18 protein-coding genes are annotated in these 13,345 nt (G+C 41.9%); 5 read left to right on the forward strand and 13 right to left on the reverse strand.

Going from position 1 to position 13,345, the window contains the following annotated elements; genetic code table 11:
• Positions 1-41 precede the first annotated feature (41 nt).
• From DWW96_RS09335 to DWW96_RS09385, 10 genes are all read right to left on the reverse strand, one after another.
• Positions 42-1,235, reverse strand: a complete 1,194-nt coding sequence (locus DWW96_RS09335) for a site-specific integrase (protein WP_107571888.1) — start codon at positions 1,233-1,235, stop codon at positions 42-44.
• Positions 1,236-1,314: 79 nt separating this feature from the next.
• Positions 1,315-1,518 carry an excisionase gene (locus DWW96_RS09340; RefSeq protein ID WP_009905235.1) on the reverse strand — a complete coding sequence of 68 codons (204 nt, stop codon included), beginning with the start codon at positions 1,516-1,518 and terminating at the stop codon, positions 1,315-1,317.
• Positions 1,519-1,936: 418 nt separating this feature from the next.
• A complete protein-coding gene (locus DWW96_RS09345; protein WP_006858660.1) occupies positions 1,937-2,194 on the reverse strand; it encodes a helix-turn-helix domain-containing protein in 258 nt (85 codons plus the stop codon).
• Positions 2,175-2,615, reverse strand: a complete 441-nt coding sequence (locus tag DWW96_RS09350) for a sigma-70 family RNA polymerase sigma factor (RefSeq protein ID WP_015529193.1) — start codon at positions 2,613-2,615, stop codon at positions 2,175-2,177. Before DWW96_RS09350 ends, DWW96_RS09345 begins: the two co-directional genes overlap by 20 nt.
• A gap of 523 nt (positions 2,616-3,138) precedes the next feature.
• Positions 3,139-3,627 carry a hypothetical protein gene (locus tag DWW96_RS09360; RefSeq protein ID WP_015529194.1) on the reverse strand — a complete coding sequence of 163 codons (489 nt, stop codon included), beginning with the start codon at positions 3,625-3,627 and terminating at the stop codon, positions 3,139-3,141.
• Positions 3,628-3,629: 2 nt separating this feature from the next.
• A complete protein-coding gene (locus DWW96_RS09365) occupies positions 3,630-4,682 on the reverse strand; it encodes a sensor histidine kinase (RefSeq protein ID WP_015529195.1) in 1,053 nt (350 codons plus the stop codon).
• Positions 4,679-5,383, reverse strand: a complete 705-nt coding sequence (locus DWW96_RS09370) for a response regulator transcription factor (protein WP_054344404.1) — start codon at positions 5,381-5,383, stop codon at positions 4,679-4,681. Before DWW96_RS09370 ends, DWW96_RS09365 begins: the two co-directional genes overlap by 4 nt.
• A gap of 16 nt (positions 5,384-5,399) precedes the next feature.
• Entirely contained in the window at positions 5,400-7,550 is a 2,151-nt protein-coding gene (locus DWW96_RS09375; protein ID WP_117626627.1) for an FtsX-like permease family protein, read from the reverse strand.
• The gene (locus tag DWW96_RS09380) at positions 7,540-8,322 is read right to left on the reverse strand and encodes an ABC transporter ATP-binding protein (RefSeq protein ID WP_015529197.1); all 783 of its coding nucleotides are present in this window, start codon (positions 8,320-8,322) and stop codon (positions 7,540-7,542) included. The genes DWW96_RS09375 and DWW96_RS09380 overlap by 11 nt, the downstream gene beginning before the upstream one ends.
• Positions 8,323-8,427: 105 nt before the next feature.
• Positions 8,428-8,607: a helix-turn-helix domain-containing protein gene (locus tag DWW96_RS09385; protein ID WP_117626626.1), complete on the reverse strand. Its 180-nt coding sequence runs from the start codon at positions 8,605-8,607 to the stop codon at positions 8,428-8,430.
• A 160-nt stretch (positions 8,608-8,767) separates the two neighbouring features.
• Between DWW96_RS09385 and DWW96_RS09390 the strand changes: the two genes are divergently transcribed.
• From DWW96_RS09390 to DWW96_RS09410, 5 genes are all read left to right on the forward strand, one after another.
• Positions 8,768-9,127, forward strand: a complete 360-nt coding sequence (locus DWW96_RS09390) for a helix-turn-helix transcriptional regulator (RefSeq protein ID WP_015529199.1) — start codon at positions 8,768-8,770, stop codon at positions 9,125-9,127.
• 243 nt (positions 9,128-9,370) lie between these two features.
• Complete coding sequence (gene mobC, locus DWW96_RS09395) at positions 9,371-9,700, forward strand: plasmid mobilization relaxosome protein MobC (protein ID WP_015529200.1); 330 nt, start codon at positions 9,371-9,373, stop codon at positions 9,698-9,700.
• Positions 9,661-11,010: a relaxase/mobilization nuclease domain-containing protein gene (locus DWW96_RS09400; RefSeq protein WP_117910218.1), complete on the forward strand. Its 1,350-nt coding sequence runs from the start codon at positions 9,661-9,663 to the stop codon at positions 11,008-11,010. Before mobC ends, DWW96_RS09400 begins: the two co-directional genes overlap by 40 nt.
• Before the next feature lie 60 nt (positions 11,011-11,070).
• Positions 11,071-11,340: a helix-turn-helix domain-containing protein gene (locus DWW96_RS09405; protein ID WP_015529202.1), complete on the forward strand. Its 270-nt coding sequence runs from the start codon at positions 11,071-11,073 to the stop codon at positions 11,338-11,340.
• Between the two features lie 46 nt (positions 11,341-11,386).
• Positions 11,387-11,680: a hypothetical protein gene (locus DWW96_RS09410; protein WP_025579757.1), complete on the forward strand. Its 294-nt coding sequence runs from the start codon at positions 11,387-11,389 to the stop codon at positions 11,678-11,680.
• Between the two features lie 146 nt (positions 11,681-11,826).
• Here DWW96_RS09410 and DWW96_RS09415 read toward each other — a convergent pair whose 3' ends face one another.
• The 3 genes from DWW96_RS09415 to DWW96_RS09425 are packed head-to-tail and all read right to left on the reverse strand — an operon-like array spanning position 11,827 to position 13,342.
• Entirely contained in the window at positions 11,827-12,192 is a 366-nt protein-coding gene (locus tag DWW96_RS09415) for a cysteine-rich VLP domain-containing protein (protein WP_005933796.1), read from the reverse strand.
• A complete protein-coding gene (locus tag DWW96_RS09420; RefSeq protein ID WP_015529203.1) occupies positions 12,189-12,395 on the reverse strand; it encodes a transposon-transfer assisting family protein in 207 nt (68 codons plus the stop codon). The genes DWW96_RS09415 and DWW96_RS09420 overlap by 4 nt, the downstream gene beginning before the upstream one ends.
• A gap of 2 nt (positions 12,396-12,397) precedes the next feature.
• The gene (locus DWW96_RS09425) at positions 12,398-13,342 is read right to left on the reverse strand and encodes a hypothetical protein (RefSeq protein ID WP_117767613.1); all 945 of its coding nucleotides are present in this window, start codon (positions 13,340-13,342) and stop codon (positions 12,398-12,400) included.
• Between the last annotated feature and the right edge of the window lie 3 nt (positions 13,343-13,345).

Raw genomic sequence — 13,345 nt, forward strand, 5'->3', positions numbered from 1 at the left:
TCAAAAGTAGTATGTGGAGTAGTAAATTCTCCGTTTACTACTTATGCAATCAGCCGCTTCATTTCTGTTATCGACGTTTCGGAAGTCGTATGCGCGTAATAGTTCAGTGTCATGTTGATGTTAGAATGTCCCATGATGTACTGTAATGCCTTTGGGTTCATTCCTGCATTTGCTAACGTGGTGCAGAATGTGTGGCGTAAGGTGTGCGGTGTCATTACCTTTGGCAATGCTACCTTTTGCGTTTTGTTGTATTTCCTTACAAGCCCCCGGAACATACTTTCATAGTTGACCGCCACTTTTGGCAAGCCGTTCCGGTTAAGGAACAGAAACTTTGTGTAGCCCTCCAAAATAACAGGCTGTGCATATTTCCGTTTGTTCAGCACCCGCTGAAATGCTTCCAACACTTTTTCACTCATAGGAATAACCCGGTTGCCGCTTTTCGTCTTAGGTGTTTCCACATAGTAGCCCACGTCTGCAATCTTCAAAAGTTGGTGGTCTACATGGATAAGCTGTTTGTCTAAGTCAATGTCAGCTTCCGTCAATCCGCAGAGTTCCGAAATGCGAAGCCCTGTCCCTAACAGTATGATAATCTCGTCGTAGTATTTCTGATAGACTTTATCATGCTGCACAAAGGACAAGAAAGCCGCTTCCTGCGTAGGGGATAGAGGTTCCTTTGGTTCTGTATCATCTTCAAGGACTGTGTTCAACTGGAAGTCAAACGGATTTTTACGAATACAATCGTCCTGTATGGCTGTGTAAAAGGCAGCCTTTAAGGAACGCTTGTGGTTGTTGATAGTTTTGAAGCCGTAACCTTTTTCTTTCATGCGTAACGCCCATTCCTTTGCGTCGGAGAGCTTCACATTTTCAATCCGGCAGGCTCCAAGTTTATCCTCCTGCAAAATCCGCATGAGCTGTTTTCGCCCCTGCTTTGTACCATGCCGCACATTTGCCCGGTGGCGTATCTGCTTTGCGTAGAGTTGGCAGACAGTCATTTTCTTTCCGATATGGTCGATACCGTCGTCAAGGTCTTTTTGGATTTCTTTCTCTTTTTCCCTCAACGCTATATCGTCGCGCTTTCCTGCCGGGGTTTTGTCCGTAGGCACTAACTTCCAAGAATAAACAAACTGCGGTTTCCCAAAGGTGTCTATATATTTGTAGGCATATCTCCCGTCTTTTCTCTGGCTCTCTCCGGTGCGGAGAATACGATTTTTATTATCCCGTCTTTTTTCCGACATCGTTATGCTCCTTTCCATAATGGAAAGAGCCTTGATATGCTTGACTACATTGTACCACATTCAAGGCTCGATTTCACTATCAGATTGCGTCCACCGTATCAATCATTTTTTCAAACTGCTTCCGCTTAATCTGAATACGGTTTCCGTTCATCATTACCCAGTCCGGGACGGGATTTTCTTCTGCCAGTTTCCGCAGCTTGCTTTCTCCGATACGGAAATATTTTGCCGCTTCTTCTATGGTAAGAGTGTACTTTTCCCAAATCGGCACGTCGTTATTGTTCAATTTGTCGTCCCCCTTTCTTAATGGGTCAAAAGTTAATGTGTAACATAGGCTTTAATCGGACGGCTATTAGCGTAACCTCATGGGACTTGCACCCCTCCGGCGGTCTGCCGAAGCCCTACCCATTGCCTGCGACGCTTCTAACGCTCGGACTATGGCTGTAAGGAAGTATCATTATATATTCTGTGCGTTATCGCCCGCAGGGTGCTATCCCTGCTTTACGGTGTGGTATTTCTCGCTCGCTTTTCGGTTAAGAAAAAGGTCATGGCGTACCCACCGCATGGCTCGGCACAAAAGGAACGTATCCGATTTGCCTTATACTGCGTCGCCGTTCTATTGCGCCGCTTTCTTTGTCAAAGAGCAGAGAGCTGTTCTGCGATATGGAACGGAAAAGGGAGAAGCGTTCCAATACCGCGTTGGTTTATTCAGCCCTAAATGTGAGGATTGCCCTCATCAGTTTTGCTTGCAGCCTTTCGCGTATTTCTTCGTCTACTCCAAAATAAACATTTCCTCGCTCATCATAGAGCTTCCGCATGGAAAGACTTGCTATATAGCCGCTGAAATGCTGCAATACAATCTTCATTGCGTCCGGGTCGCCTTTGCTCGCCGCCAAAATAACGGGATAGGGAACAAGGGCATTTTCCGGGTACTCGGTCGGTTTACCATTCAATCCATTCATCAGCGTTTTCCTCCAAATATTTTTTTAACTGCTCAAAGGAGCTTGTCCGGCGATACTGTACCGTACTTCTTGAGATATTGAGTTGCTTTCCGATTTCTATATCAGTCAATCCCTCAAAGTAATACAGCAGTATAATTTTGCGCCGTTCTTCGGGCAAAGCCCGGATAGCTTCAAGTAGCAGTTTTGGGGTTATTTCTTTTCCTGCCATTTGATAAGACGGCTCTGCTTCTTCGTCTTGAAAATACTTATCGACGGTATAAAGTTGCCGTTCCTCATGCAAGGCAAGGTTGGAAAAAGTAACCTCCCGAACTCTGCGCCGACGAATTTCTTCATGGGCGTTGCACGCTTCGTTGTGCAGCACTGATTTACAGAACTTTTGAAACGCACATTGCTTTTCAAATTCCCTGCGATTAGGTGTCATGGTGTTCACCTCCTTTCTGCCGAAAGGCGGTAGTACCTCCCCTTTTCGCGGGATAATACAGGCGACTTTTTGCTTTGCCAAAAAGAGGACAAAGTTTTTGAAAAAATCTTCTGTAAACGCAAAATACGCCCGCCCGAAAAAACTCGGACAGGCGCAGAGGAATTAAAAGAAGTATTCAGATGATTTGACAATTCATATATATAGCCGCAATAACCCCTTGTAGGAGGCGGGCTTTTTTTGATAAGGTATTCCTTATCTGTATGTATTCATTCTTTCCTTTTTTCACAATGACAACCTCCCAATATACCGCCCCTGCTGATTGCATGGGATAGAGAGTGTCAAAGTGCTTTAAGCAAAAAGAAACGGCGGCTTTTCCATAAGCCACCGTTTCAAAGGCGCGTGAAAATATGTCTGCTTTACGACGGCTTTTTTTCTTTTGCCGTCGCGCGGCAGATTTAGTCTATTTTATATCCATTTGTTATAATATTTGCAATATCTAAATTTATTCTCTGTGGTTATTCAGTCACTTTTTTCGCCTTACCAAAAACAAAACACAAGCAAGAGAAAATACAATACTACATATAATGTACGTCCAATTAAAAAATGAAATATTGATTAAATATTGTGCAGATTGACTTTTAATGAAGTTAACATATGGCATATTGTTACCAATAGTTTCCATAACTTCAACAATGTTTGTCGGACTTAAATTATATAAAAACGAGCCAAACAAATATAATGTGATTTTTTCAACGATAGATGGTAGAAGAATAGCCAATACATAAAACCAAATTTTGTATTGATTACAGGATTTCCATAAATATATTGTTCCTAAAAGATACGGTATAATAGCAAGTAAACCGCCTAAAAGGGGTGTATATAAATGAAAGCCTAAAACAATAAATACAATACGAATTAAAAGGTACACTCCTAAAATAATTATCCAGTTCAGTAACAATACCAAAATAGAATTTTGCTTTTGTCCGTTTGTTACGTTACTCTGTTGTTGCATTTCTACACCTCCCGAAAGAAAGGACGTTCCACTTTTGGAAACGTCAAGGTTACGGTTGTTCCACCATAAGAATTAGTCTGTATTTCCACTTTTATAGTTAGGTCATTAGCCATTTTTTGAACAAGGTATAACCCCATGCCTGTAGAACGGCTTAAATAACTTCCTGTATCGCCGGTAAAACCTTTATCAAAAACAAATGGCAAATCCGATATGGGTATGCTCATTCCATTATCGTTAATAGATAAGATGATTTCTTCACTTTGTGAAGCTTCATTGATTGAGAATTGAAGAAAGGGAGAAGATTTTTTTTCAGCATATTTTACACTATTACTAATAATCTGTCCTAAAATAAACATTAGCCCTTTTTTGTCGGATATAATTTGATATTCATTCCCCAAAAACTCAATAGAAAATCCGGCTTCTTCAAGCAGAGTTACATTATCCTCAACTGCTTCTCGACAAGTCCTAAGAATAGATAGTGGTTCAAAATAATAATCTTTATGGACAGCACCAAGCCGAGAAAAATAAAGGATTTGTTCAACATCTTGCCGCGCATGGTCACGCACGTAAAGCATACGAGTATGCACTAAAGGGGACATTTCGTTTTTTCGATTATCCAATAACAATGTCATAAGCGATAGTGGCTTTTTAATTTCATGCGCCCAATTTTCAATATATTGTTCATAGTCCGAAATCTTTATTTTCTGTTCGTTCACATATTCCTGCTGTGTTCTCAAATGCTGTCCCAATTCACGAACATAGGGACGTAATAACGCGGGTACAATTTCACATAGTAAGTATTCATTAGTATCATCTGGTTCCAATAAAAAACTATGAAAAACAACATCAGCTTTGTTACTTTTTTTGATTGATATAGTAATCGGTATAGTAAGTGCAGCCAATGAAACAAAAATTATCAAGGCAACATAGCTTGTGAAATATTCCGGGTAAGCCAACCAAGCAAGGAATATAAAGAACAAATCCAAACACATAAATGTTATAAACCAAATTCGATTAGAAGAAATAGCAATTAAAAGATTTTTCCATTTATTCATATGTCCACCTGCTCTTTCAAACGGTATCCTTGCCCTCGCACCGTTTCTATACGTTCTTCAAGCCCAAACTCCCGAAGCGTTTTTCGCAGCCGAGTAAAATTTACTTGTAATGCATTTTCGTCTATAAATTCTTCTGTTCCCCATAGTCTAATGCATAATTCTTTTTTAGAAACAATCTTAGGGCTATTTTTCAAGAGAGCAAGTAATATTTTTCCTTCGTTCGGTGGCATAAGGTAAGAGCTATTCCCTACATAAATTGTAAAGGTATTCGGGTCAAGTAAAAAACCACCTCCATCAAGTAACCCTTGCTGTACCTGTTCTTCTTTACGTCGAAGAAGATTTTTAATTCGGGCAAGTAAACGTGACATATTACAAGGTTTTGTTAAATAGTCATCAGCCCCCAAGTCTAATGCGTGCAGTTCGTCCTGCAATTTATCTCTTGCAGTCAATACGAGTACCGTACCAATCTGTTTAGCTTTCAACTCTTTACATATTTCAAAACCCGAACGAAAGGGAAGATTGATGTCAAGCAAAATTAAGTCGGGAAAATATGCTGCTATTTCTGATACTGCGTTTTCAAAATCCGATAATCCAATCGTATCATATCCCGATTTTTCTAATAAGTTCAACAGTTCTTCTCGCATATAAACATCATCTTCAACCACAACTATCTTTGCCAATATGTCCGCCTCCTTTCCCATAATATTTATAAGCCTGTTAAGAATTGGGCTTGTAATTGAGCTTTCCTATTTCACGATTAGCTGTTCGAGCAACAGCCACACCGTAAATTACCATAACAAGAACAACAATAACAGTCATAGCAATTAAAAGAGGATAGGACTGTTCAAGGTGTGCCGCTCCTGAATATAAATATAGCTGCATGGCATATATCCCTACTGCTCCGCTGATACACGCTAATATAAGAGGAAGCAGGAAATACCATAATACTTGTTGGTTGATAGAACGCTTAATTTGTTCACGTCGTGCTCCTAAAATAGAGAGTGTTAGATACCTTGATTTTGTAGTTTGCATTTGCGTCAAGAATTGCAGGGCAAGTAATGCACACGCAATAATCAAAAACATAAATCCCATGTATAGTGTTGTATAACTTCCGGAAATAACATAAAATAATTGTCGCCCAAAATTATTAAGATAGCTTTCGTAATATAGACCAGATGGTTTTAACAAATCACGAGCTTCCATAATCGGTAACATTAAACCTTTTGTTTCAACAAGTTCATTAGGAATACAAAAGTTCCAATAAACCATACAAGTGTCTGAATTTACAAATTCTGAATATATCTCATCTGAAACAATCAATGCAGTTATAATCTTGATATTTTCATCTGCGGTCAACCCTTTCATCGGTACGGAGGGAACAAGATAAAATGGTCTTTCGTTGATAGAAAGCGACGCTTCATTATTCGCCTGTGCGTCTGCTGCAATTTGATTTAACAGTGTAACCGTTTCATCTTGAGCATTACCTAAAAAATCTGGGTTGAGATAATAGACAACTTCATTGTTCCCAAGGCTAATCTGTTCTTCTCCCGCGGCATCCAATAACCGATTATAGGAAGATACAGGAAGCAAATAAGGAGAAGAACTACCAGTATCAATAAGACCTAAAAGGTTTAAGGCAGCAGGTTGGTCGGAGCCAAAACTATACATACCATCTTCTTGTGTGGCAGGGTCTACTACATCTTGAGGTAAATGCTGCACGATTTGTTTCCTAAATTTCGACCAATCAACAGGAGAACTTATCCCATCCGAAGCAGTGGATTTTATATTTCCTATTTCCATACGGTTCAGATTTGATACATAAGGACGAATTTGTTCGTTGGAAAGATACTTCTCAACAATTTGGTCGTTGCCCATTACAGTAAAGTCATAAACAGAAGTACCTCGTGTCAATTCACTTCCATATGACATTATGCGCACTGAGCCGTCGGTAATTAACATAATAGTAAGCATCATCAGAATGGACGCTACGCTGATTGAAATATATTTATTAACGACATTTTCATGCAACTGCCGTAAAGTAAATACATAAAGTCCTCTTGTGGCTTTGTGTTTTATAGAAGCTGCCCATATACTCAAAATTCTTGCAAGTCCTCGAATAAATAGAATTGTTCCGATAATTCCAAGTAAAACGGCAATAAGCAGCATTGCCCCACTCGCAGCCATAAAATGCTCTACAACAATCCAGTACGCGACAAGCAAAATTACGGTGCCTATAGCAAACGATACGAAACTTACATATGGATTCCCTGTGCGTTGCTTTTTCGCCATCTCTCCATAAACAAGTTGATGTAGCTCTTTACGGAACAGCTTTCCGCATAGAACAAACAATGCTACAAACTGAATAATCAAGAAGCCTAACGATGTGAAAATAGCGGCACTTACAGAAAAACTTAATTGGTGTGTAATGATACCATGCCCTACTAAACGCGCGGTTGTAAGACTTATAGCTTCGGATAAAAAGCCACCGCATACAAGCCCTCCTAAAAGAGCTAAAAACGACGTGATTAGCCCCTCTGTCATTATTTGAATAAATAATTTAATCTTTGTCATTCCAAACATCAAATAAAGCCCCAGTTCTCGACTACGACATTCAAGTTGATATTTGTTTGCAAATACTACGAGAAAGAACACAAATAATAAAGCACAAAGATAAACCGTCGGTAAAAGATTAGTAAGCAACCGTTCTACTGCGTCGCTCTCAATTTCACTTAAAAAACGTATTACGTCCTGTTGTCCAAGAGAAAGCACTATATAAAACATTGCTACGGCTGTTATCATTGTCAGAAAATAAATTAGGTTTTCGCTACGGCTCCGTTTGGCGTTTCGCCATGTGAGATTAAAGAACATTTGCACTTCCTCCCCCCATTTGAGCCATCACTTGTAAAATACGTGCATAAAAATCTTCCTGTGTTTCATTTGGAATTTTACGACGTAACTCATGGAAAATAACACCGTCTTGAATGAACAAAATACGAGAACAGAAACTCGCGGCGTTAGGGTCATGCGTGACCATTAGGATTGTGCGTCCACGCCTAAGATTGATTTCCTGTAACTTCTCCATGAGTAAACGTGCTGATTTTGTATCTAATGCACCTGTAGGTTCATCAGCCAAAATAATATCGGGGTCAGAAATCAAACTACGTGCAGCAGCTACGCGTTGTTTTTGACCGCCCGACATTTGTGACGGAAATTTAGAAAGAACGTCTGTAATTCCAAGAAAATCTGCTATATCTTTTAGCTTTTTTTCCGCTGTAACAATGTCAATATTATGAATTGATAAAGGCAATATAATATTTTCTTTACCAGTTAGATTATCAAGTAAAGCAAAATCTTGAAATAGATAACCAATCTTGTTGCCACGATATTCAGCCAACTTCGTGCCATCAAAAGAGCTTATATTGGCACCTGAAAGTAAAATTTGACCTGAAGTTGGTTTAATTACCGTCGCAATACAATTTAATAATGTAGTTTTACCGGAACCACTTGCACCCATAATACCCAAATATTCACCATTGAGAACATTAAATGAAATCCCATTTAGAGCCTTTGTGGGGACACCATCTTTTGTGTAAACTTTATGCAAGTCGCACACTTCCAAGAGTTTTTCTGTATAATTCATTTTTACACCTCGCCTTGTGGATTGTTGATTGTTTACCAGTTATAATTTTACTGCGTAATAACTCAATGTAACACTTACATTTGATGTAAGGTTTTACGTAAGGAATTATCTATTTTTATTCCCTTTCCTACGTCCATCAGTAGGCTTCTCTGCCGCTTTGGGTATCAACCACATATAACCGATTTTTGAAACTCCCGGTATTCTGTTCTGTTTACAAAGTATCTGTACTCGCCGTTCAGAAATGCCCCATTTTTCCGCTGCTTCTGGACAAGACATATATTCCATAGTTCAACCGCCCTTTCCTCAAACTTTATCAATATAATTATAATCGGATAACCGAATAATAGCAAGTGTATGATATGCTCTATTTCTATCCATACTATGATGTGTGTAATCATATCTCGAAAGAGAGATGAAATATACAATGTAGTTGGGTGAAATGATTATGAAGCAGAACAAAGAAAAGTTTGATTTTAAGGCTTTCGGACAGGCTATAAAAGCGGCAAGAAAAGCAAAGGGGATTTCCCGCAATCAGTTAGCGGATAAGCTGAACATTGCGCCGCGATATATCGCGTCCATTGAGAACAGCGGACAGCACCCAAGTTTGCAGATTTTGTATGAGCTTGTAACCTTGCTTGACGTATCGGTAGACCAGTTCTTTTTCCCGGAACGGGAACAGGAAAAGTCCACCCGCCGCCGTCAGCTTGATACCATGCTCGACGGCATGAGCGAAAAGGATTTGAAAATCCTGTCTGCTACCGCAAAAGGGATTGAGGAAGCCAACAACGAAACAACGGGGGAATAAAGTTCCCTCGTTTCTTCATAGAGAAAGCAGTTTGAAACGTCGCAGTTTGCGACGTTTTTCTTTTGTCCTGCTTTGGCAAAATCAAATTTTCCATGTAGTAGGGATAAAGGGAGAAAGTTTCTTAGCAAGCATAGGAAAAGAGTACCCTTTTCCGTATTTTCGCCCTCCCGCCCTGCGGTGCGTCGGTTAAAAATTGCTTGTTGGGAAGTGTCCCAAACCCTCGGAATGGAAAGGAACGATTGCATGAACGGACGCAAAAGAAAAGTACAAATCAAATTCTATGTAACAGAGGAAGAACGGGCATTGATTGAACAGAAAATGAAGCTCGTCCCTACCCAAAATATGGCGGCGTATCTTCGCAAGATTGCCATTGACGGGTATATCATTCAGACAGACCATAGCGACATAAAAGCCATGACAGCGGAGATACAGAAAATCGGGGTCAACGTCAATCAGATTGCAAAGCGTGTCAATGCGACAGGCAGCGTCTACCAAGAGGACATAGAGGAAATAAAGGGGGTGCTTGCGGAGATATGGCGGTTACAAAGATTAAGCCTATTAAAAGCACGTTGAGCAAAGCCCTTGATTATATCCAAAACCCGGATAAGACAGACGGGAAAACGCTTGTGTCCTCCTTTGGGTGCAGCTATGAAACGGCAGATATTGAGTTTGAATATACTTTGTCGCAGGCTCGGCAGAAAGGGAACAACTTAGCCTTTCATCTGATACAATCGTTTGAACCGGGAGAGGTGGACTGTGAGAAAGCCCACACAATCGGAAAACAGCTTGCCGACGCGGTAACAAAGGGACAGCATGAATACGTCTTGACTACCCACATAGACAAAGGGCATATCCATAACCATATCATTTTTTGTGCGGTCAACTTTGTTGACTACCATAAGTACAATTCCAATAAGCGCAGTTACTACGGCATACGGAACATAAGTGATAAGCTGTGCAGGGAAAACGGGCTGTCCGTTGTCATTCCGGGTAAAGGCAGTAAGGGAAAAAGCTATGCAGAATATCAAGCGGAAAAGACGGGAACAAGTTGGAAAGGCAAGCTAAAAATTGCCGTTGATACACTTATCCCCCAAGTAGCAAGTTTTGAAGAATTATTGCAGCGGTTACAGGCGGCGGGCTATGAGATAAAACCGGGAAAATATATCTCCTGCCGCGCTCCCGGACAGGAACGCTTTACCCGCTTAAAAACCCTCGGTGCAGATTATACAGAGGAAGCAATCAAAGAACGGATTGCAGGCAAGCGCACAAAGGCAGCGAAAGCTCCCAAAGAGCAGCGCGGCGTATCGCTGCTTATCGACATTGAAAGTAGTATCAAGGCACAAGAGAGCCGGGGCTATGAACAGTGGGCGAAAATCCATAATCTGAAACTGGCTGCAAAAACTATAAATTTCTTGACAGAACACAAGATTGAGCAGTACGCGGATTTAGTCAGCCGGATTGAAGAAATAAATGCGGAAAATGAAAAGACAGCAGACGCATTAAAGAGCGTGGAGAAACGTCTTGCAGACATGGCGGTGCTGATGAAGCACGTTACCACCTACCAAAAAACAAAAACCGTCTATGAAGCATACCGCAGGGCAAAGGATAAGGACACATACCGGGCAAAGCAGGAAAGCAGTCTGATACTCCATGAAGCGGCGGCAAAGGCATTGAAAGCGGCGGGCGTTACCAAGCTCCCCAATCTTGCCGCCATGCAGGAAGAATACGGGAAGCTCCAAGCGCAGAAAGAAGCCCTTTACACTGATTATGGCAAGCTGAAAAAACAGGTCAAGGAATACGACGTTATCAAACAGAACATAGACAGTATTTTAAGACTGGAAAAAGAACCGGAACGGGGCAGGGAAACCGAACGCTTACAGTAGAAATATCTATAAAAGCGTGGTAGGATAAAGGTATTCCAATATAGACAGGAGCGTGAAAACATGGCAGACCAAACGATACCCGATTATGAAACCATAAGCGCCGCCGTTACCGGAGAAACATGGGCGGTGGAAAAGGTGCTTATGTGCTACAAGGACGAAATCGACAGGCAGGCAACTGTAAAGAAACGTCAGCCGGACGGAACATTCAAACTGGAAATTGATGAAGATATGCGCCAGTATATCACAATGAAGCTGATAGAAGCCCTCCCCCAGTTTCCCCTTGAAGAAATGGAAAGAGAGGAAAAAAGAAATCGGGACAAAAAATCATAAAAAGGTAGACGGGAAGCTGCTGCGGACAGATAAGCAGTTCCGGCATTTGAAGCAACGGCAGAAAGAAACTATCAGTACATGGCTTTATGAGGAATACCGCCGTCTTTGGATAGAAAAGGGACAGGAGCCGCATAAGTACAACAACCGGGAAATCGTTGCCGCTGTTATGGAACGGATAGAAGCTGCGGGGATATGGCTGCCGGAACAGGAAGTAACAAAATATTTTTACCGCAGGAAAACCCATTACCGGAACCGGATAGAAAAAGAATTACAGCCGAAGCCGGAAATGCAGGATAAAGACAGTCAGACACAAAAAGAACAGGGCGCAGGAAGCCAGTAATGACCTCCCGCACCCTGTTCTTTTATATAGGTACTGATTTTAAAATGTTACGCAGTAGAACCCCCATTTTAAGGGAAAAGGTATTCTGTATCGCCTATGCCAGTTTCACGTCATTTATGCCCTGTAAATCAAGGCTTTTTTTGCCCTTATCGCGTAACCGCCGCACGCCGTTTCCTCATGCGCTCGGCTGCCTGTCTGCGGGTAATCCGCTTCCGGCAGTCCGGGCAGTATTTGACGCTGTTCGATTTTGATACAAAGAACGTGCCGCACTCGGTACAACGCTTTTTGTCCTCTGTCTTGAAAAGCTCTGCATACAGTAGCTTATCAAGAGGAAGTACGGCAATTTGAAACCACTTGCATAAAAGCGAACAGGAAATGAGCTGCGGGCAGACACATTCCTCCCCGTCGTCCAGTAAGATACAGTGTCCGCGCTCGCAGTTGCAGCACTCCTTTTTTACAAGGCTGTTGACTTTTCGGCTCTGTGGCGGCGTAAGCCGCTTACCCCCGGTCATACTTCATCAGCGGCGAAAATGGCAAGCTCCGCATACTCGTTTTCTGTTAGCGGGGAAATTTTCTGTAAGGTGCGTTCTGCAAAGGGGCGCATATCCTCGTCCATGAACGGCAGCGCAGCCGTCATATTTTCCATAAGCTGTGCTTTGCTTCCCTCATGGTAAATACTCAACAGGTTCATTTCTTCAACGGTCAGTCTAATCATGCTCATACCTCCAATTCGTGATGTTTTGATTTTGCTGTCTTTTTCGGGACTTTTGGGGATTTTTCTGTTTGTAACTGCGCCCGGACAGAGGGAGGGGACTGTTTCATCTCTTTCTTCCTCTCGCTTTTATCTATCAGCGCATAAACGCCATGCCTGCCCTCCAACGTAGATAAGGAAAGGCTTTTGTAAGGGAGCATGGAAAGCAGCCGTTCCATATCCTTATCCGTTGCCAGTGGAACAAAGTAGGGAGAAAGTTCTACCGCACAATGGGTCTTTTCGGGGCTGTCCGGTTCTCCAAGCCCTTTTACATTTTCCACAATCCGGCGGGCTTCTGTTTCAATCTGTCTATCATGCAGGGCGGCGATATGTAACTGAAAATCCCTCTGCGTATGCGGTGTTCGTTTTTTCTGCTGTTCCCTCAAAAGGCTTTTTAAGGCTTCCGGGTCGTTTGGCTGTGCTTCAAAACGTATAAACTTTCCAAGTTGCGGGTCAGTGTCCCCGTCAAAATATTGTCCGGCAGGCTTTGTCAGCTCCCCATGCTCATAAATCAGCGTGTAGTTGTCGGCAGGGATTGATTTTTCGATTACTTCCCGGAAATGCTGCAAATAATCCAGTTCATAAAGATTGCCCTTGATTTTTTCCTGCTCTGTGCCTGTCAGTTCCACCGCATAGGCAAGGATAGTATCGCGGGTCTGTTCCCCGTAAAACCGCCATGTATTATGCTGCCTTGTGTCCTTTAGAAAAACGTCCCGTTCCCGGAAGCAGCACGTCCCGGACGGGCGGGAAAACCACAAAAGCCGTTTGTCCTCCGGGATAAGGCTTACCGCCGCTTTCCGCAAAATCTGTTTGTCTATGTCAAAATCGCTCTGATAAAAAGCGGTGTTCTGTTTCATTATGGCTTCAAGGGAAGCAATAACGTCCACATTTTCAAATTTTTGTAACTTCATAGG

The organism is Eubacterium sp. AF17-7, assembly GCF_003461285.1.
Classification (GTDB): Bacteria; Bacillota; Clostridia; order Lachnospirales; family Lachnospiraceae; genus Eubacterium_U; species Eubacterium_U album.